Below are 18416 nucleotides of genomic sequence, written 5' to 3'. Positions count from 1 at the left end.
CAAAACAACGGTTGCGGTGACTCGCGGCGCGCTGGCGCGCGCTGGCCTGCCGCAAAAGACGGGGAAGTGTAACGGAACGCTTAACGAACCGACAATCCGTCTGTGGATTCGGTCAGCGCGAGGCGGCCAGATTGCCGCGGTAACGCTCGGCCAGCACGCCCACCCGGTCCACGTAACGGCGGGTCTCACTGTACGGCGGGACGCCCTTGTACTTGTCCACGGCGCCCTCGCCGGCGTTGTAACCGGCCGCAGCCAGGGTCAGGTTGCCATTGAAGCGTTTGAGCAGCCAGGCCAGGTATTTCACCCCGCCCTGGATGTTTTGCTGGGCGTTGAAGGAGTCACTCACCCCGAACCGGCGCGCGGTAGCCGGCATCAGCTGCATCAGGCCCTGTGCACCGACGCGCGACAGCGCCAGCGGGTTATAGGCCGATTCCGCATGGATGATGGCGCGGACAATGGCCTCGTCTACCCCATGCTCGCGCGCTGCAGCGGCAATTTCGGCCTGGTAGGCCACCGTATTCAGGCGCAATGTGCCGAAATTGAGCCCAGGCTTGGCCCCGCAGGCGTAACAGGTTTCCATGTAGCTGTACTTGATCGTGCGCATCGCGCTGGCGGACACCCCGCGCGGACGCACGCTGGTGTAGTTGCGCACGCCGTCCTTGCCGACGTAGGCATAGACCTGACCACGCACCAGCCGTGGTGCGTTGTAGCCGGCCTTGGGCGGCGGCGCGCTGGCCGCGACCGGCTGGCTGACGATGGTGGCGGGCGGAACGCCCCCACTGCTCACGACCACGCGCTTCGACGGAGCCGCATCGGCCGTAACAACGGGCGACACCGGACTGGCCTTGGGCCTCGCTGCCCGCTGCGGCTTGTAACTGCCGACCAGCTTGCAGTTCGCACCAGCAACCCGCTTGTTCGTATAGGACGTAACGCCATCGCCGGCGTCGCAGCGATAGACATTGCCGGCCACCACCGGCAGCGCCAGCGCGGACAACAGCAACAGGAATGCGGCGCTCGCCTTCATGACCGGCAGTCTCTCCCCTTCACGCAATCATTACAAGTCATTGATTGGGAACGGGGGATGCACCTGGAACGGGCCATCGCCGCTAGAATGCGCGCCCGGCCCGGATTACCCACCGCGCCCCCGGAGACGACATTGAGTGACCTGCATCCCCTACCCGCTGCCACTCGGGCCGACACCGCTGCCGACGCTGGTGCCACCCCGCGTGGCAAGCTCTTCATCGAAACCCACGGCTGCCAGATGAACGAGTACGACTCGGCCAAGATGGCCGATGTACTGGCCGCCGAGGAAGGCCTTGAGCTGACCACGAACGTCGAAGATGCCGACGTGATCCTGGTCAATACCTGCTCGATCCGCGAAAAAGCCCAGGAGAAAGTGTTCAGCCGACTGGGCCGCTGGAACAAGCTGAAAAAGGACGGCAAGCCGGTGCTGATCGGCGTGGGCGGCTGCGTGGCGTCGCAGGAAGGCGAGAACATCGTCAAACGCGCGCCCTACGTGGACCTGGTGTTCGGCCCGCAGACCCTGCACCGCCTGCCGGAACTGATCCGCGAGCGCCGCAGCTCCGGCCAGCCACAGGTGGACATCAGCTTCCCCGAGATCGAGAAGTTCGACCGCCTGCCCGAGCCGCGCGCGGACGGCCCCAGCGCCTTCGTCTCGATCATGGAAGGCTGCAGCAAGTACTGCAGTTTCTGCGTGGTGCCCTACACCCGCGGCACCGAGATCAGCCGCCCGTTCGAAGACGTGCTGGTCGAAGTGGCCGACCTCGCCGCACAGGGCGTGCGCGAGATCAACCTACTGGGCCAGAACGTCAATGCTTATCGTGGACCGTTCGGCGAGGGCGAAATCGCCGACCTCGGCCTGCTGATCCGCGCCATCGCCGAAATCGACGGCATCGGCCGCATCCGCTTCACCACCTCGCATCCGCTGGAGTTTTCCGACTCGCTGATCGAGGCCTACCGCGACGTGCCAAAGCTCGCCAACTACCTGCACCTGCCGGTGCAGGCCGGCAGCGACCGCATCCTTGCTGCGATGAAGCGCGGTTACACCGCCATCGAGTTCAAGCAGAAGATCCGCAAGCTGCGCGCGGTGCGGTCGGATATCTCGATCAGCTCGGACTTCATCGTCGGCTTCCCCGGCGAGACCGAGGCCGACTTCGAGAAGACCATGAAGCTGATCGAAGACGTGGGATTCGACCAAAGCTTCAGCTTCATCTACTCGCGTCGCCCGGGCACGCCGGCCGCCGACCTGCCCGATGACGTCAGCGATGCCGAAAAACACGCGCGTCTGTCGCGCCTGCAGACGCATATCAACGCCCACAGCTTCGAACTGTCGAAGGCGATGGTGGGCAGCACCCAGCGCGTGCTGGTCACCGGCACCTCGCGCAAGGACGACAACGAACTCACCGGCAAGACCGAGAACATGCGCCAGGTGAATTTCGCCGGACCTGCGCGATTGATCGGCCAGTTCGTTGACGTGGTGATCACCGAGGCATTACCAAATTCGCTGCGCGGGCGAATGGCGATGAGCGACTCGGATGCAAGCGACGCCTGACGCAATGTCGCGTCACGCGCTTGCGCTGTGGTTCGCCGGGCTGGCCGCACTGGGCCTGCTGCGCTTCTGGCGGGCATGGCACGAGCTGGCCGGGCAAGACGCGCCCATCAGCGTGTGGCTCTGGCTTGCCGGCAGCCTGGCCTGCGCCGTGGTCGCACTGGCCGTCTTCTTGCGAACGATGCACGCGCCGCGCGACTAGCTCCGCATCAATCCAGCCGCTTGCGGAACCGCAGCATCGCCAGCGTCATCATCGCCACGGTGAACGCAGCCAGCGCCAGCACGCTGGGCCACATGTCGGTCAGTGCCGCCCCACGCAGCATTACCCCGCGGATCAGGCGCACGAAATGGGTCATCGGCAGCGCTTCGGCGATCCACTGTGCGGCCTTCGGCATGCCGTCGAACGGGAACATGAAGCCGGACAGCAGGATCGACGGCAGGAACAGGAAGAACGCCATCTGCATGGCCTGGAACTGGCTCTTCGACAGCGTGGAGACCAGCAGCCCCAGCGCCAGGTTGGCGACGATCAGCAGCAGCGACGCGCCATACACCGCGGCGAGCGTGCCACGGATCGGCACCGCGAACAGCCAGGCACCGAGCAGCAGCACCAAGGTCACTTGCACCAGCCCCACCACGACGTAGGGCAGCACCTTGCCAACCATCAGTTCGCCGCTGGACACCGGCGTGGTGATCAGCAATTCCAGGTTGCCGCGTTCGCGTTCGCGCACGATCGCCATCGCGGTGAACATCACCATCGTCATCGTGAGGATGACGCCGATCAGGCCGGGCACCACGTTGGTCGACGACACTCGCTGCGGGTTGTACAGCGGCAGCACCGCGATCGGCGTTTGCGCCGCCTTGGCCGTCCAGCCGCTGCCGCCATCCAGCGGCAGCTGCGCCAGTTGCCGCGCGGTGGCCTGCACTGCGGTATCGCTGCCGTCGACCAGCACCTGCACTGCCTCGCGCCCATCGATGCGACGACGCTCGAAGTCCGGAGGCACCAGCACACCGATCTTGATCCTGCCTTCGCGCAGCAGCACCTGCAGTTCCTGCGGCGTGCGCGCTCCGGCCACCGGCTGCACAATGCCGGTGGCGAACATGTCCTGCACCAACGCGCGCGAGCCGGCGGTATCGGCCATGTCGGCCACGGCCGCCGGCAGGTTGCGTACATCGGTATTGATCGCGTAACCGAACAGCAGCAACTGCAGGGCGGGGATGCCGATCATCATCGCCACCGTCATCCGGTCGCGCCCCATCTGGCGGATTTCCTTCAGCATCACCGCGAAGATCTGCGCAGGTTTCATGCGGCATCCTCCCTGCCTTGGGTAGCCGCGACGAACACGTCCTCCAGGTTGGGTTCAATGGCGGTCACTTCAGCGTCGATGCCGCCTGCTTGCAATGCGCCGCGCAGTCGCGCGGTGGCATCGCCATTGGCCGCGCACAGCACGCGCAGCTCGTTGCCCACCTGGGCCACGCTGAGCACGCCGGGCACCGCATGCAACGCTGCCTGCGCGCGACGCGGCGTGCGCGACCGCACGCCCAGCGTGCGGCCCGCGAGTTCGCCGGTGAGCTGGCCCGGGGTGCCATCTGCCACCAACCGTCCGCTGTCAAGGATGGCGATACGATGGCAACGCTCGGCTTCGTCCATGTAGTGGGTGGAGACCAGGATGGTGGTGCCGGCATCGGCGAGATCGAAGAGCTTTTCCCAGAAGTCGCGGCGGGATTCCGGGTCCACCGCACTGGTGGGCTCGTCCAGGAACAGCAATTCGGGCTTGTGTACCACCGCGCCGGCTAGCGCCAGCCGCTGCTTCTGCCCGCCGCTCATGGTGCCGGCCAGCTGGTCCGCGCGATCGGCCAGGTTGTAGGTCTGCAGCAATTCGTCGACGCGCGCGCGGCGCAACTGCCGTGGCAAGCCCTGCACGCTGGCCAGGAACTCCAGGTTCTCGCGCACACTGAGGTCTTCGTACAGGGAGAATTTCTGGGTCATGTAGCCGATCCGCTTGCGCAGGGCCTCGGCCTGTTCGGGAATGCGCAGGCCCAGCACTTCGATCTGGCCTGCACTCGGCAGTAACAAGCCGCACAACATGCGGATGGTCGTCGACTTGCCGGAACCGTTCGGCCCCAGGAAGCCGTACACGCTGGCGCGCGGCACGGTGAGGTCGACATGATCCACCGCCAGCAGTTGGCCGAAACGCTTGCTCAGGCCGCGCGCGCAAATGGCGATGTCGTTGGCGATCTCACTTGCCATTGGCCGCGCCCACGAATTCCACCCGCACCGGGATGCCCGCCGGCAGGTCGGCCGGCTGATCCAGCACGATCTCGGCAAGGTAGCTCAAGCGCTCGGCGTCGTCGCCCGCCAATGCGTAATACGGGGTGAAGCTGGGCTCACTGCGCACCATCCGCACATGCCCGGCCAGGCTGCCTTCGCGGCCATCGACGAACACCTGCGCCGCCATCCCGGGTTTCACGTTCGCACGCAGGCGCTCCGGCACGTAGACGCGCGCATGCGGTGCCTCGCCCACCAGCAGGATCGCCAGCGCCGCGCCGACCGGTGCCTGGTCGCCGAGTTTGTACGGCAGGCTGTCCACCCTGCCCGCACGCGGCGCGACCACGTTGAGTTTGTCCAGCGAGACCGACTGCACTGCCGCCTGCGCCTGCGCAGCGGCGGCGGCGGCCTGTCCCTGCGCGATGCGCTCCGACCGCGTCCCGTTGAGCAGTTCCGCCAAGGCCGCCTGCGCGGCACGCACCTGGCCATCGGCATTGCCGGCGGCGGCGCGGGCGCGGTCGACATCGGCGGCGGCGATCAGCTTGCGTTGGCCCAGTGGGCTCAGGCGGTTGTAGTAGGCGCGCGCATCGGCGGCCTGCGCTTGCGCGGAGGACAGCGTGGCACGGGCCTGGGCGATCTGTTCGCGGCGCGGCCCGGCCTGCAGTTCGGCCAGTGCGTCGCGGCTCTGCTGCGCCTGCGCCTGCGCGGCATCCAGCTGCGACTTGCTGCGGGTCAGTTCCAGCTGCAGCAGCGGCGCGCCGGCTGCGACCTGTTGGCCCTCGCGCACATCGATGCGGACGATCTTCTCCGCCACCGGCGCCGGCAACGTGATCCGGTCCCATTCCAGCGTGCCCAGCACCTGCGGCGGTGCCTCGCTGCAGCCGGCCAGCGACAACAAGGACAGCAGCGCGAATGCGCGCAATATCGAGACGTTCATCGATTCAACTCCAATCCACGATCCAGTAACACCAGCGCATGCCGGCGCACATCGTCCATCCCCATATCGTCTGCCTTGAAGACCTCCCGCCAGATCGGCGCGCCGGCGGCGGGCAGCAGGGTCAGCCCGACCAAGGTCGGCAGCAGCAGGCGCGGATCCAGGTCGGGATTCAGCTGGCCATCGGCCTGCGCCCGCTCGAAGCGCGCAAGCAGCAGGCGCGTGACCTCCGGCGCCGCCTTGGCCAGCAGCAGGTCGCGCAGCGCACCGCCTTCGCACAACACCTCGCGCACCCACAGCTGCGGCCACCACGGGTAGCGGGTGACCACATCCATCACTCCGCCGACGAAGCCGGCGACGATGTCGGCAATGTCGTCGCCCGACTGCGCCACCCGTTCGCGCACGATGTCGAAGGCCGGCATCGCGCGTTCGGCCACCACCGCCTCCACCAGCTGCGCCTTGTCGCCGAAGTAGTAATGCAGCAGCGCCGGGGTCACCACCGCTTCCTTCGCGATGTCGCGCAAGGACGTGGCGGCGATGCCCTGCCGCACGAAGCAGGCCAAGGCTGCGTCCAGCAGGCTGGCGCGCTGGTCCGGTGCGTCGGCACCTGGGCGGCCAGGTGCGCGTTTGCGCGGCTTGGTGGCGACGGGCTTTTTCTTGCGGGGAGGCTTGATCGTGTTCATGCGCAATATTTAATTCAATGTTTAATTAAAAGTCAATAGGACCCCGCGCTCGTCGCTGTCATCCTGCCGCGCTACCCTTTGCGCCATGCAAACCCAACGTGATTTCACCCTCGAACCCGACGACATCGAGCGCCTGGCCAACCTGTCCGGCCCGTTCGATGCCCATCTGCGCATGATCGAACTTCGGATGGGCGTGCAGATCGCCAATCGCGGCAACGTGTTCCGCGTCAGCGGACGCGATGCCGACGCGGTCGCGCGCACCGAGCGCGTCTTGCGCGAGCTATATGACGATGCCACAGCGGAAACCCTGGACGAGCACGCCATCCACCTGCGGCTGGGCGCGTTCGCTGGCGATGACGCAGCGACATCGACCAACAACGATTACGTGCCACAGGAGATCGCGGTGCGGGTCAAGCGCGGCACCCTGCGCGGACGCGGCGACAACCAGCGTAAATACCTGCACGAGATCGCCACCCACGACATCAATTTCGGCGTGGGGCCGGCCGGCACCGGCAAGACGTTCCTCGCGGTGGCGATGGCGGTGGATGCGCTGAACCAGTCGCGCGTGCAGCGGGTGATCCTGGTGCGTCCGGCGGTGGAAGCCGGCGAGAAACTCGGCTTCCTTCCCGGCGACCTCAGCCAGAAGGTCGATCCGTACCTGCGTCCGTTGTACGACGCGCTGTACGAAATGCTGGGCGTGGAAAAAGTTGCACGACTGCTGGAGAAAAGCGTCATCGAAATCGCACCGCTGGCCTACATGCGCGGACGCACGCTCAACGACGCCTTCGTGATCCTGGACGAGGCGCAGAACACCACCATCGAACAGATGAAGATGTTCCTGACCCGGCTGGGCTTCGGCAGCACCGCAGTGATCACCGGCGACATGACCCAGATCGACCTGCCGCGCCACGTGAAATCCGGCCTGAAGGATGCAGTGGAGGTGCTGCGCGGGGTGGAAGGCGTGAGCTTCACTTTCTTCGAGTCGCGCGACGTGGTCCGCCACCCGCTGGTGGCGCGCATCGTCAACGCCTACGAGGCGCGCGATGCCAACGATGCGCAGACCGGAACGGCGTAAACTGCGCGCATGACCAAGGGCCCTGTTCGCCTCGATGTTGCCGTCGGTTACGCCGTGCCGCGCGCCGGTATTCCGGCTGCGGTGAGTTTCCGCAAGTGGGTGACGGCGGCGCTGGAAGGCCGAATCCGCGAGGCCGACCTCGCCATCCGCATCGTCGGCAGCAAGGAAGGCCGAGCGCTGAACAAGCACTACCGCGGCAAGGACTACGCCACCAATGTGCTCAGCTTCCCGGCGGAATTGCCGGAAGGCCTGCCGAAGGGCGTGAAGCTGCCACTGCTGGGCGACCTGGTGCTGTGCGCGCCGGTGATCGCCCGCGAAGCCAAGGAACAAGGCAAGCCGCTGGCCGCGCATTACGCGCACCTCACCGTGCACGGCGCCCTGCACCTGCTCGGCTGGGATCACGAAGATACCCGCGAAGCGGAATGCATGGAGCAGTTGGAGCGCGAGATCCTGGCCGGTCTGGGCCTGCCGGATCCGTATACAGAGCGATAACGCTGTTTCACCGCTTCGCCACGCGACTTCGCTAGACTTCCCTTCTTCACGCGCCACAGGCCCCCGCAAGACCATGTCAGAGGACGACAGTCGTCACGACACCGCCGATTCGACGGATCGCCCCGCGGAGAAACCGCGCCGTTCGTGGCTGGATCGCATCAGTTCCGCGCTGTCCGGCGAGCCCACTACCCGCGAAGACCTGATCGAACTGTTGCGCGACGTACAGGTCGACGGCCTGATCGGCCCCGACACCCTGCGCATGATGGAAGGCGCGATCGCCGTGTCAGACATGACCGTGGGCGACGTGATGGTGTCGCGTGCGCAAATGGTGGCCTTGCCCGTCGATGCCAAATTCCTGGACCTGATGAAGGCGGTGGTGGAATCCGGCCATTCGCGCTTCCCCGTGCATGGCGAGGACAAGGACGAGATCCTCGGCATCCTGCTGGCCAAGGACCTGCTGCGCGGTGTGGTCGCCGATGGTGGCCCGGGCAGCGTGCGCGAACTTCTGCGCCCGGCGGTGCTGATCCCCGAATCGAAGAAACTCAACGTGTTGCTGCGCGAGTTCCGCCAATCGCGCAACCACATGGCGATCGTGATCGACGAATACGGCGGCGTGGCCGGGCTGGTCACCATCGAGGACGTGCTGGAGGAAATCGTCGGCGAGATCGACGACGAGCACGACGAGGACGAAGGCGATCCCGGGCATATCGCCGCACAAGCCGACGGCCAGTACGTGGTCGATGCGCTGACCCCGATTGCGGACTTCAACGAACGCTTCGGCGCCGATTTCAACGACGACGAATACGACACCATCGGCGGCCTGGTCACCAATGCGATCGGCCATCTGCCGGAAGCCGGCGAGGAACTCACGCTCGGCCGCTTCGTGTTCCGCGTCGCCCGCGCCGATGCGCGTCGCCTGCTGGCCCTGCACGTGGGCGTGCATGCGGATCACTGAGACGGTGCGCTTCGCCATTGCGCTGTTGCTCGCACTGGTTGCGGGCTTTGCACAGGCGCAGTCAACAAGCCCGGTCCCGGAACCGCGCATCGGCGTGGTCACCATGGGCCCGGGCGAGATCTTCTGGGAACGCTTCGGCCATGACGCCATCGTGGTCGACGATCCGGCGCGCGGCGAGCCGATCTCCTACAACTTCGGCTTCTTCGACCTGGCCGAAGACGGCTTCATCGGCCGCTTCGTGCGCGGCGAAATGCAGTACATGCTGGTGGCGCTGCCGCTCGAACAGGACATGCAGTACTACCGCGAGGTCGGGCGCGGCGCGACCCTGCAATGGCTTGACCTGACGCCCGTGCAGGCACGGCAACTCGCCGACGCACTGGCGGAAAACGCGAAACCCGAGAACGCGCGTTACCACTACGACTACTACACCGACAACTGCAGCACCCGCGTGCGCGATGCGCTGAATCGCGTGCTTGGCGGGGCATTGCAGCGGCAAATGAACGGGCGTTCCACTGGCGATACCTACCGCAGCGAATCAGTACGCCTGGCCTCGCCGGCCGCGTGGATGCGGCTGGGCTTCGACATCGCCCTGGGACCGTACGGCGACCGTCCGCTGTCGCGCTGGGAACAGGCCTTCCTGCCGCGCCGATTGGCCGACGACCTGCGCGAGGTGACACTCGCCGATGGCCGCCCGCTGGTCATCACCGAGGAACCATTGCTACCGCAACGGCAAGCCGCGGAGCCCACTGAGCTGCCGCGCCGCCTGTGGCCGTGGTTGTTGGCCGGGCTGGTACTCGCCGTGTCGATACTGGCGTTCGCCCGTCGTGCGCCACGAGCGACAGCCGGCTTCGCACTCGGATTCTGGTTGCTGTGCAGCGTGCTTGGCCTGGTACTCGCCTTCGCCTGGGGGTTCACCGATCACCGCGCACTGTGGGCAAACCGTAACCTGCTGCTGTTCAACCCGCTTTGCCTGCTGCTGTTGCCCGGCGCATGGGCCCTGCTGCGCGGGCGCGACCCATCCGCACGTTTCAGGATATTGCTTGTCGTGGTCGCGGCGCTCGCTGCACTGGCCTTGCTGCCCCTGTGGCTACAGGCGCTGCCGCAACGCAATGGCAACTGGATCGCACTGCTGCTGTCTGCCCATGCCGCATTCGCCTTGGCCTGGGCCAAACGCAAGGCTTGATGACGATGCCCCACCGATGCAGGATGCGGCAATGAATGCACCCGGCACCGCCACACCTGCCTGCGTCGTGAACTGCGCGGTCTATGACCGCGCCGGCCAGCGCCGCGACATCAGCCTGGACGCGATCAGCGATGCCCTCTCCGTGGACGACGGCAGCTTCGTCTGGGTCGGCCTGTACGAACCCGAGGACGCCCTGCTCGACAAATTGCAGGAAGAGTTCGGCCTGCATGACCTGGCCGTCGAGGACGCACAGAACGCGCACCAGCGACCGAAGATCGAGGCCTACGGCAACAGCCTGTTCATCGCCGTGCACACCGCGCAGAAGATCGACGACCACGTGCGCTTCGGCGAGACCCACCTGTTCGCCGGCCCGCGCTTCCTGGTCACCGTGCGCCACGGCGCCTCGCTCAGCTATGCCTCGGTCAGGCAACGCCTGGAACGCGAACCGGAAATCCTGGCCTATGGCCCCAGCGTCGCCCTGCATGCCGTGCTCGATTTCGTGGTCGACAACTACCAGCCCATCGTCTCCGATTTCGAGGAGGAGCTGGACGCGCTGGAGCAGGATGTGTTCGCCGAGGCCTACAAACGCGGCACGATCAAGCGCCTATATGAGCTGCGCAAGGAACTGACCCGGATGCGGCTTGCGGTGGCACCGATGCAAGACATCCTGTCGCAACTGATGCGCACGCCAGCGCTGAACTTCCCGGAAGAGGTCAAACCCTATTTCCGCGACGTGCTCGACCATGCCGCGCGCGTTGGCGACACCATCGACACCCTGCGCGAGATGGTCTCCGCCGCGATGAACGTGAATCTGTCGCTGGTCACCGTGGCGCAGGGCGAGATCGTCAAGAAACTGGCCGGCTGGGCCGGCTTGCTGGCCGCGCCCACCCTGATCGCCAGCTGGTACGGCATGAACTTCGAGCACATGCCGGAGCTTCACGGGCGCCACAGCTATTTCGTGCTGATCGGCCTGGTGATCCTGTTCTGCCTGTTGTTGCACCGCTACCTGCGCAAGGTGCGCTGGCTGTAGTCGCAATCAACCGCCCGCCAATGCCCTGAGCGCCAACCCGGTGATGTAGGCGCAATAAGTGCCCAAGGCATAGCCAAGCACGGACAACAGCACGCCGACCGGCGCCAACGCCGGATGGAACGCGCTGGCGACCACCGGCGCGGAAGCCGCGCCACCGATATTGGCCTGCGATCCCACCGCCATGAAGAACAGTGGCGCACGGATCGCACGTGCGACGACCAGCATCAAGCTGGCATGCACCGCCATCCAGATGAAGCCGAGCAGCAACAGCATCGGCCGGTTGGCCAACTCGCCCAAGTCCATCTGCATGCCGATGGTGGCGATCAGGATGTACAGCAGTACCGAACCGATCTTCGACGCGCCGGCACCCTCAAGACTGCGTGCGCGGGTGAAACTGATCAACACGCCGAAGGTGGTCGCGAAGATCACCAGCCAGAAGAACCGCGAATCCAGGCTGTAATCCTGCAGCCGCCAGGCCGCCGGTAGCGACTTGATCCACGCCACCATCGGATCGGCCAGGAAGTGCGACAGGCCTACCGCGCCGAAGGCCAACGCGAAGATCAGCATCAGGTCGGTGGTGGTGGCGATCCGCGCATGCTGCGCCTGGAAACTCGCCATGCGCTCCTGCAGGTCGACGATCGCGCGCGTATCGGCGCGCAACCAGCGGTCGATCGCCGGCGCACGTGCAGCCATGAACAGCAGGGTGGCCATCCACACATAGGCCACGATCACGTCCACCGCGGCGAACTGCCCGAACAGCGTGGCATCGACGCTAAACACTTCCTTCATCGCCGCCTGGTTCGCACCACCGCCGATCCAGCTACCGGTAATCGTGGTCATCCCGCGCCAGGTGTCGCCGGCCACCGTCTCCGGATGGATGACCTTCATCGCCTCGAACGCCACCAGCGCACCGACCATGACGCCTACCGTGCCGGCCAGGAACATCACCAACGCCTTCGGCCCAAGCCGCAACACTGCACCGACGTCCATCGACACGCAGAACAGCACCAGCGAAGCCGGCAACAGGTAATCGCGCGCCATCGGGTACAGGCCAGAACCTGCACCGTCGATCAAGCCGGTGCTGTTGGCGATCGCCGGCAGCAAGTAGCACGGCAGGATCGCTGGTACCACCGCGTAGAACTTCTTCCAGAAGCCTTGCTCGCGCGCAGCGCCCCAGAACACGAAGCCCAGGATGATGGCCAGCAGCCCGAGGACGGCGGCATCGTTGCCGATCAATGCGGTACGCGCGACGGGCTCCACCATTACTGCCCGATGTGCTGCTTGAGCCAGCCGTTCACCGTGTCGTGCCAGAGCACGCTGTTCTGCGGCTTCAGTACCCAGTGGTTCTCGTCCGGGAAGTACAGGAACTTCGACTCCACGCCCTTGCGCTGCAACGCGCTGAACAAGGCGATGCCCTGCTCCACCGGGATGCGGTAATCCAGCTGGCCGTGGATCACCAGCATCGGCACTTTGAAGTTGGCGACGTGGTTGGCCGGGTTGAACTTCTGGTAGCCCTGCGGGTTGTCGTACGGCGTGCCGCCGTTTTCCCACTCGCTGAACCACAGCTCTTCGGTGGCGTAGCCCATCGCGTTGTTCTCAAACACGCCATCATGCGACACCAGGCACTTGAACGGCGACTTGCCGTCCTTGTCGTACCAGTTGCCTTCGATCCAGTTGACCATGAAGCCGCCGTAGCTCGCGCCCAATGCGCAGGCCTTGTCGCCGTCGAGGAAGGCGTACTTCTGCTGCGCCGCAGCCCAGCCCTTCTGCAGGTCTTCCAGCGGCTTGCCGCCCCAGTCGCCGCTGATCGAATCGGTGAATTTCTGTCCGTAACCGGTGCTGCCGTGGAAGTCGATCATCACCACCGCATAGCCCTGGCCCGCGTACGTCTGCGGGTTCCAGCGGTAGCTCCAGCCATCGCCGAAGCTACCCTGCGGACCGCCGTGGATCAGGAACGCGACCGGATACTTCTTGCCCGGCTCATAGTTCCACGGCTTGACCACGTAACCGTGCACGGTCTCCTTGTTCCAGCCCTTGAAGTTGAACTGTTCGAAGTCGCCGAACGCCGCGTCTTTCACCATCTCGCCGGCACTTGGCGTGATCGCGCGCAGCGGTGCCTTGCCATCCGCGCTGGTGGTGGCGATCACGTCGCCGCTCTTCAGAGAATTACGCGAGAACGCCAGCGTGTCGCCGGCGATATCGAAGCTGGAAATGCTGCCGCCACCGATCAGCTTGCTGGCCTTGCCGCTGGTGATATCGACCACGAACAGCGGATGCTGACCCATGTCCTGTGCGGTGGTGTAGATCGACTTGCCGTCGGCGGACAGGGTGATGCCGTCGGCGCTGCTGTCCCAGTTCGGCGCGATCTCATGCGACTTGCCGGAAGCAAGATCCATCGCCATCAGCGCGAAGCGGTCGGCCTCGAAACCGGGGCGCTTCATCGCGCGGTAGTACAGGGTCTTGCCATCGGCGCTGAACACCGGGCCGGCGTCCCACGCAGGATTGCTTGCAGTGAGGTTGCGCGCGCCGCTGCCGTCCGCATTGACCAGCCAGAGGTCAAAATTGGTGCTCCACGGTTCTTCGCGATTGGCCTGGCGCACGCTCATCGCGACCTGCTTGCCATCGGCCGACCACGCGAAATCGGACAGATCGCCAAAGGGTTTCGACGGAATGTCACCCGTGACATCGCCACTCAGCAAGGTCGCCACCTTGATCATGCCCTCGCCGCCCAACTTCGCCGCGAACACGCGATTCAGTCGGCCATCGGCCCAGGTGTCCCAGTGGCGGATGAACATGCGGTCGAAGATCTTGCCGCTGGCCTTCGCCGCTTCGGCGTCGTCCAGCTTCTTCTTGGTGCAGTCGAGGTCGCCCTTGCAGTCCGGGAACACCGCGAACGCCAGCGCGACATTGCTGCCATCCGGTGACAGCTTGTAGCCGTCGACATCGAGCACTGTATCGGTGAGCTGCTTCGGTTCACCGCCGCTGGCCGCGATCGAATACAGCTGCATCGAGCCCGACTTCGCGCTCATGAAATACACACTCTTGCCATCCGCCGAGAACGCCGGCGAATTCACGTTCCAGCCTTCCGGCGTGAGCCGCTGCGGCGGGCGCATGTCGCGCGCCACCAGGTTGCGCGTCCACAGCGAGGTGCTGGACTTGTTGGTCTGCTTGTCCACCACCCGCTTGGCGAACACCAGCACGCGGCCTTCCGGGGACAGCGTCGGCGAGGAATAGCGGTCGAGGTAGGCCATGTCCTGCACGGTGAAGCCGCGCGCCGCATCGGCGACGGCAGGCAGCGACAGCGCAAGGGCGAGCGGAAGGATGGCGTGGCGAAGTTTCATGGCGGTGTTCCGTATTTCGAAGAAAGAAACGCCCGCGACAGCGCGCGGGCGTGGGTGGATCAGACGGCGTTCGGATTGGCCTTCGCGCCGGTGCGGTACAGCAGCCAAGCCACGACCGCCAGCACCAGCAGGCCGACGTACTTGCCGAACTGGAACTGCTCAGGCACGGCAATCACGTCGGCGCGGCCGGAAACCACGATCGGGATCGCGATCAGGATGCCCATCAGCGCCTCGCCGGTGATCAGGCCCGCGGCGAACAGCGTGCCCGGACGATGCAGGCGATCGCGCGCCGATTCGTCGTGGCTGCCGACCATGCCGTGGCGCTTCTCCACCAGGTAGGCGATCAGGCCGCCGAGGAAGATCGGCACCATCAGTTCCAACGGCAGGTAGATGCCGATGGCCGCGGCCAGCACCGGCACGCGGAAGCTGGATTTGCGCGACTTCAGCCATTCGTCGAGGGCGATGATCACCGCGCCGACGCCGGCACCGATGGCGATGATGCCCCAGGGCAAATCCTTGCCGCCAAACATGCCGCCAGCGACCGAAGCCATCAAGGTAGCCTGCGGCGCGGACAACGAGTTCGGATGTTCCGCGGTGGGCGCGCCGATGCCATACGCCTGCGCCAGCAGGTTCAGCACCGGCGCCATGATCAGCGCACAGGAGAACGCGCCGATGCCGAGCATCAACTGCTGTTTCCACGGCGTGGCGCCGACGATGTAGCCCGCTTTCAAATCCTGCAGGTTGTCGCCGCCCACGGCCGCCGCGCAGCACACCACCGCGCCGATCATGATCGCGGCGACCGCACCCAACGGCGCGCCGCCCGCGCCCACTGCCGTGCGTCCGCTTTCGCCCAGCAGCACCAGCAACACCACCGAGGCGAACAGGATGGTGGCGATGGTGATGCCGGAGACCGGGTTGTTGGAGGAACCGACCAGGCCCGCCAGGTAGGCCGACACCGACACGAACAGGAAGCCGGCCACGATCATGATGATCGCCATCGGAATGCTGACGTGCCACATGCCGACGATGGCCTGGTACAGCAGCAGCAGCGGGATCACGAACGCCACCAGCGCGACCAGCATCCACTTCATCGGCAGGTCGCGTTCGGTTTCGGCGACGGTTTCATCGTTGCCCTTGCGCGCGGCGGCGATGCCGCTCTTCACGCCGGACAGCAAGGAGTTGCGCAACGAGAACAAGGTCCAGGCGCCGCCGATCAACATCGCGCCCACGCCGAGGTAACGGATCTTGGCCGACCAGATCGCCCCGGCGATGTTTTCCGCATCCGCACCGGCGATGCTCTGTGCCAACGCAGGATCGGTGCCCATGAAGAACGCGTGGTAGATCGGGATCGCGATATGCCAGGACAAGATCGAGCCGGATACAACGACTATCCCGATATTGAGGCCGACGATGTAACCCACGCCCAGCAATGCCGGCGACAGGTTGGTGCCCATATAGCCCAGGTATTTGCCGAAGAAGCCGGCGCCAGCCGCCGTATCCGGGATCAGGCGCATGCCGCTGGCGGCAGCGGCCTTGATCAACGCACCCAATGCGGCAGAGAACGCCAGGATCTTCAGGCCCGGGCCGGGATTTTCGCCCGCCTTCAGCACTTCCGCCGCCGCCTTGCCTTCCGGGAACGGCAGCGGGTCTTCGACGATCATCGAGCGCCGCAGCGGCACCGAGAACAACACGCCAAGCAGGCCACCGAGGCCGGCAATGGCGAGCACCCAGGAATATTTGAAGTCCTGCCAATAGCCCAGGATGATCAATGCGGGAATCGTGAAGATCACGCCGGCCGCGATCGATGAACCGGCCGACGCGCCGGTCTGCACGATGTTGTTTTCGAGGATGGTGCCGCCGCCCAGCAGGCGCAGCACGCCCATCGACACCACTGCCGCAGGAATCGCGGTGGCGATGGTCAGGCCGGCGAACAGGCCCAGGTATGCGTTCGCGGCGGACAGGATCATCGCCAGTATCACCGCCAACACCACCGCGCGGAACGTCAGCTGCGGCGTCCCCGAACCTGAATTCGACATCGTCCCCACTCCCAAGGCATGCAATCGACGAAACCTAGCGGCTGCGGCAAGCCAAGTCCAGTGCGAAAAGCCGCTGGCTATACTTCGCCGACCTCGCGCGGATGCCATCCATGAACACTATGCCCCATGCCGGCGATGCCGCGCGCGACGACTTCCTGGGCCAGCCCAAGGGCCTGTTCGTCTGCTTCTTCACCGAGATGTGGGAGCGCTTCTCGTTCTACGGGATGAAGGCGTTGCTGCTGCTGTACCTACTGAAGCACCATCGTTTCAGCGACGACATGGGCTACGACCTGATCGGCGCGTATGGCGGGCTGGTGTACGCCGTGCCCGTGATCGGCGGACTGGTCGCGGATCGTTGGTTGGGCATGCGCAAGGCGGTGGTGCTGGGCGGCATATTGTTGTGCCTCGGGCATCTGGGCATGGCGGTGGAAGGCGCGGATGCGCGCGTGGTGAATGGCGTGGTGGTGCGCGATGAAGGCGCGCTGCAGGTGTTCTACCTGTCGCTGGCGCTGATCATCATGGGCGTGGGTTTCCTGAAGCCGAACATCTCCACCATCGTCGGCAAGCTGTACGCGCAGGACGACCCACGCCGCGATTCCGGCTTCACTCTGTTCTATGCCGGCATCAATGTCGGTGGCCTGTTCGCCGGCTTGATCTGTGCCTTCCTCGGCGAAACCTACGGCTGGAAATACGGCTTCGGTGCCGCCGGCATCGGCATGCTGGCCGGCCTTGGCATGTTCCTGTGGGGTCAGAAATACCTGCAAGGCCACGCCGAACCACGCGATCCCGCCGCACTGCGACAACGCATCGGGCCGTTGTCGCGCGAATGGTGGATCTACCTGTGCGCATTCGGCGGCGTCGCCATCGTCTGGCAGCTGATCCAACGCACCTGGACGGTGCAAGGCGCGATGCACCTGGTTGCGCTGGCCTTCGTCAGCTGGTTCGTGTGGTTCCTGCTGCGCCAGTGCAACAAGGTCGAACGCGAGCAGATGATCGCGCTGCTGGTCACGATCCTCGGCGTGCTGGTGTTCTTCACCTTGTACGAGCAGACCTACGGCTCATGGTTGACCTTCACCGACCGCCTGATGACCAAGGACATGTTCCCGTCGCTGGTCAGCGATGCCAGCGGCACCCTGCCCTGGTCGCTGTTCGTGATGTTTGCCAGCGTGCCGCTGATGGTCCTGGCCTTGCGGGCGAGCGACCACGGCAATCGTGCGTTGGCGCGCTGGCTGATCGTGTTGCTGGTCGCGGGCATGGCCGTCGCCTGCTTCCGCGACGTGGTGCTGGTGCCGCAGACCGCGGGCTCGCTGACCTTCCTCGGTTCGTTCTTCATCGTGCTGCTGTCGCCACTGTTCGCCTGGCTGTGGCCGTGGCTGGAGGCGCGCGGGCGCAATCCCGGCAAACCGATGAAAAGCGCGATCGGCCTGTTGTTCGCCGCGCTCTCGTTCCTGCCACTCATCGCTGCGGCGAAGATTGCCGGAGCTGGCACGATGGCCAGCGTGTGGTGGCTGGTACTGGCCTATTTCATCCTCGAAATCGGCGAGATGTGCCTGTCGCCGATCGGCCTGTCGGCGGTCACGCAACTGTCGGTCGCGCGCGTGGTCGGGCTGATGATGGGCGGCTTCTGGCTGGCGACGGCCTACTCGGAAATGCTCGCTGCGCAATTCGGCAAGCTGGCCTCGCTGGATATCCCGGAAGGCGGCACGATCAACGTTGCCGAAGCCGCTGCCAAATACGGCGACTTGTTCCAGCTGCTGATGTGGATCGGGCTGGGTTCGGCGCTGTTGTTCCTGCTGCTGGCACCGCTGCTGCGACGGATGATGCATGGGGTGAAATAAGCCCCGCCGGCAGC

General features: G+C 65.4%; 16 protein-coding genes. 8 read left to right on the top strand and 8 right to left on the bottom strand.

Features of this window, described 5'->3' with window-relative positions:
* Positions 1-112 precede the first annotated feature (112 nt).
* Positions 113-1024, bottom strand: coding sequence for a lytic transglycosylase domain-containing protein (locus tag G7079_RS05010; protein WP_166056151.1), 912 nt, complete (start codon positions 1022-1024; stop codon positions 113-115).
* 87 nt (positions 1025-1111) lie between these two features.
* Here G7079_RS05010 and miaB point away from each other — a divergent pair, with 87 nt between their 5' ends.
* Positions 1112-2572, top strand: a complete 1461-nt coding sequence (gene miaB, locus G7079_RS05005; protein WP_166056149.1) for a tRNA (N6-isopentenyl adenosine(37)-C2)-methylthiotransferase MiaB — start codon at positions 1112-1114, stop codon at positions 2570-2572.
* Positions 2573-2576: 4 nt separating this feature from the next.
* Complete coding sequence (locus G7079_RS05000) at positions 2577-2771, top strand: hypothetical protein (RefSeq protein ID WP_166056147.1); 195 nt, start codon at positions 2577-2579, stop codon at positions 2769-2771.
* 7 nt (positions 2772-2778) lie between these two features.
* Here the strand turns inward: G7079_RS05000 and G7079_RS04995 are convergent, their stop codons facing one another.
* From G7079_RS04995 to G7079_RS04980, 4 genes are read right to left on the bottom strand one after another with little or no spacing between them, the layout of a single operon-like run.
* Entirely contained in the window at positions 2779-3873 is a 1095-nt protein-coding gene (locus G7079_RS04995; protein ID WP_166056145.1) for an ABC transporter permease, read from the bottom strand.
* Complete coding sequence (locus tag G7079_RS04990) at positions 3870-4787, bottom strand: ABC transporter ATP-binding protein (RefSeq protein WP_166057840.1); 918 nt, start codon at positions 4785-4787, stop codon at positions 3870-3872. Before G7079_RS04990 ends, G7079_RS04995 begins: the two co-directional genes overlap by 4 nt.
* Before the next feature lie 19 nt (positions 4788-4806).
* Positions 4807-5772 (bottom strand): HlyD family efflux transporter periplasmic adaptor subunit, encoded by a 966-nt coding sequence (locus G7079_RS04985; protein ID WP_166056143.1) that lies wholly within the window; start codon positions 5770-5772, stop codon positions 4807-4809.
* On the bottom strand, positions 5769-6452 hold the full coding sequence (locus G7079_RS04980; protein ID WP_166056141.1) for a TetR/AcrR family transcriptional regulator: 684 nt from the start codon (positions 6450-6452) through the stop codon (positions 5769-5771). The genes G7079_RS04985 and G7079_RS04980 overlap by 4 nt, the downstream gene beginning before the upstream one ends.
* 85 nt (positions 6453-6537) lie before the next feature.
* Here G7079_RS04980 and G7079_RS04975 point away from each other — a divergent pair, with 85 nt between their 5' ends.
* The 5 genes from G7079_RS04975 to corA all read left to right on the top strand — a co-directional run bounded on the left by G7079_RS04975 (position 6538) and on the right by corA (position 11187).
* Positions 6538-7527, top strand: coding sequence for a PhoH family protein (locus G7079_RS04975; RefSeq protein ID WP_166056139.1), 990 nt, complete (start codon positions 6538-6540; stop codon positions 7525-7527).
* A 9-nt stretch (positions 7528-7536) separates the two neighbouring features.
* Positions 7537-8019: an rRNA maturation RNase YbeY gene (ybeY, locus tag G7079_RS04970; RefSeq protein WP_166056137.1), complete on the top strand. Its 483-nt coding sequence runs from the start codon at positions 7537-7539 to the stop codon at positions 8017-8019.
* Between the two features lie 73 nt (positions 8020-8092).
* Positions 8093-8974: a transporter associated domain-containing protein gene (locus tag G7079_RS04965; protein WP_166056135.1), complete on the top strand. Its 882-nt coding sequence runs from the start codon at positions 8093-8095 to the stop codon at positions 8972-8974.
* Positions 8961-10157 (top strand): DUF4105 domain-containing protein, encoded by a 1197-nt coding sequence (locus G7079_RS04960; RefSeq protein WP_240906245.1) that lies wholly within the window; start codon positions 8961-8963, stop codon positions 10155-10157. Before G7079_RS04965 ends, G7079_RS04960 begins: the two co-directional genes overlap by 14 nt.
* A 31-nt stretch (positions 10158-10188) precedes the next feature.
* A complete protein-coding gene (gene corA, locus G7079_RS04955) occupies positions 10189-11187 on the top strand; it encodes a magnesium/cobalt transporter CorA (protein ID WP_166056131.1) in 999 nt (332 codons plus the stop codon).
* Positions 11188-11193: 6 nt separating this feature from the next.
* Here the strand turns inward: corA and G7079_RS04950 are convergent, their stop codons facing one another.
* Genes G7079_RS04950 through G7079_RS04940 form a run of 3 tightly spaced genes read right to left on the bottom strand, consistent with a single transcriptional unit; the run spans position 11194 to position 16564 of the window.
* Complete coding sequence (locus tag G7079_RS04950) at positions 11194-12450, bottom strand: DUF819 family protein (RefSeq protein WP_166056128.1); 1257 nt, start codon at positions 12448-12450, stop codon at positions 11194-11196.
* A complete protein-coding gene (locus G7079_RS04945; RefSeq protein ID WP_166056126.1) occupies positions 12450-14528 on the bottom strand; it encodes a S9 family peptidase in 2079 nt (692 codons plus the stop codon). The genes G7079_RS04950 and G7079_RS04945 overlap by 1 nt, the downstream gene beginning before the upstream one ends.
* Before the next feature lie 59 nt (positions 14529-14587).
* Positions 14588-16564, bottom strand: coding sequence for an oligopeptide transporter, OPT family (locus G7079_RS04940; protein ID WP_166056124.1), 1977 nt, complete (start codon positions 16562-16564; stop codon positions 14588-14590).
* A 110-nt stretch (positions 16565-16674) separates the two neighbouring features.
* On the opposite strand from G7079_RS04940, the gene G7079_RS04935 reads away from it, so the two are divergent.
* Positions 16675-18402, top strand: coding sequence for a peptide MFS transporter (locus G7079_RS04935; RefSeq protein WP_240906244.1), 1728 nt, complete (start codon positions 16675-16677; stop codon positions 18400-18402).
* Positions 18403-18416 lie beyond the last annotated feature (14 nt).

The sequence above is a fragment of the Thermomonas sp. HDW16 genome (assembly GCF_011302915.1).
Classification (GTDB): domain Bacteria; phylum Pseudomonadota; class Gammaproteobacteria; order Xanthomonadales; family Xanthomonadaceae; genus Thermomonas.
Note: the sequence above shows the minus strand (reverse complement) of the source record. Positions and strands in the feature narration are given on the sequence as shown.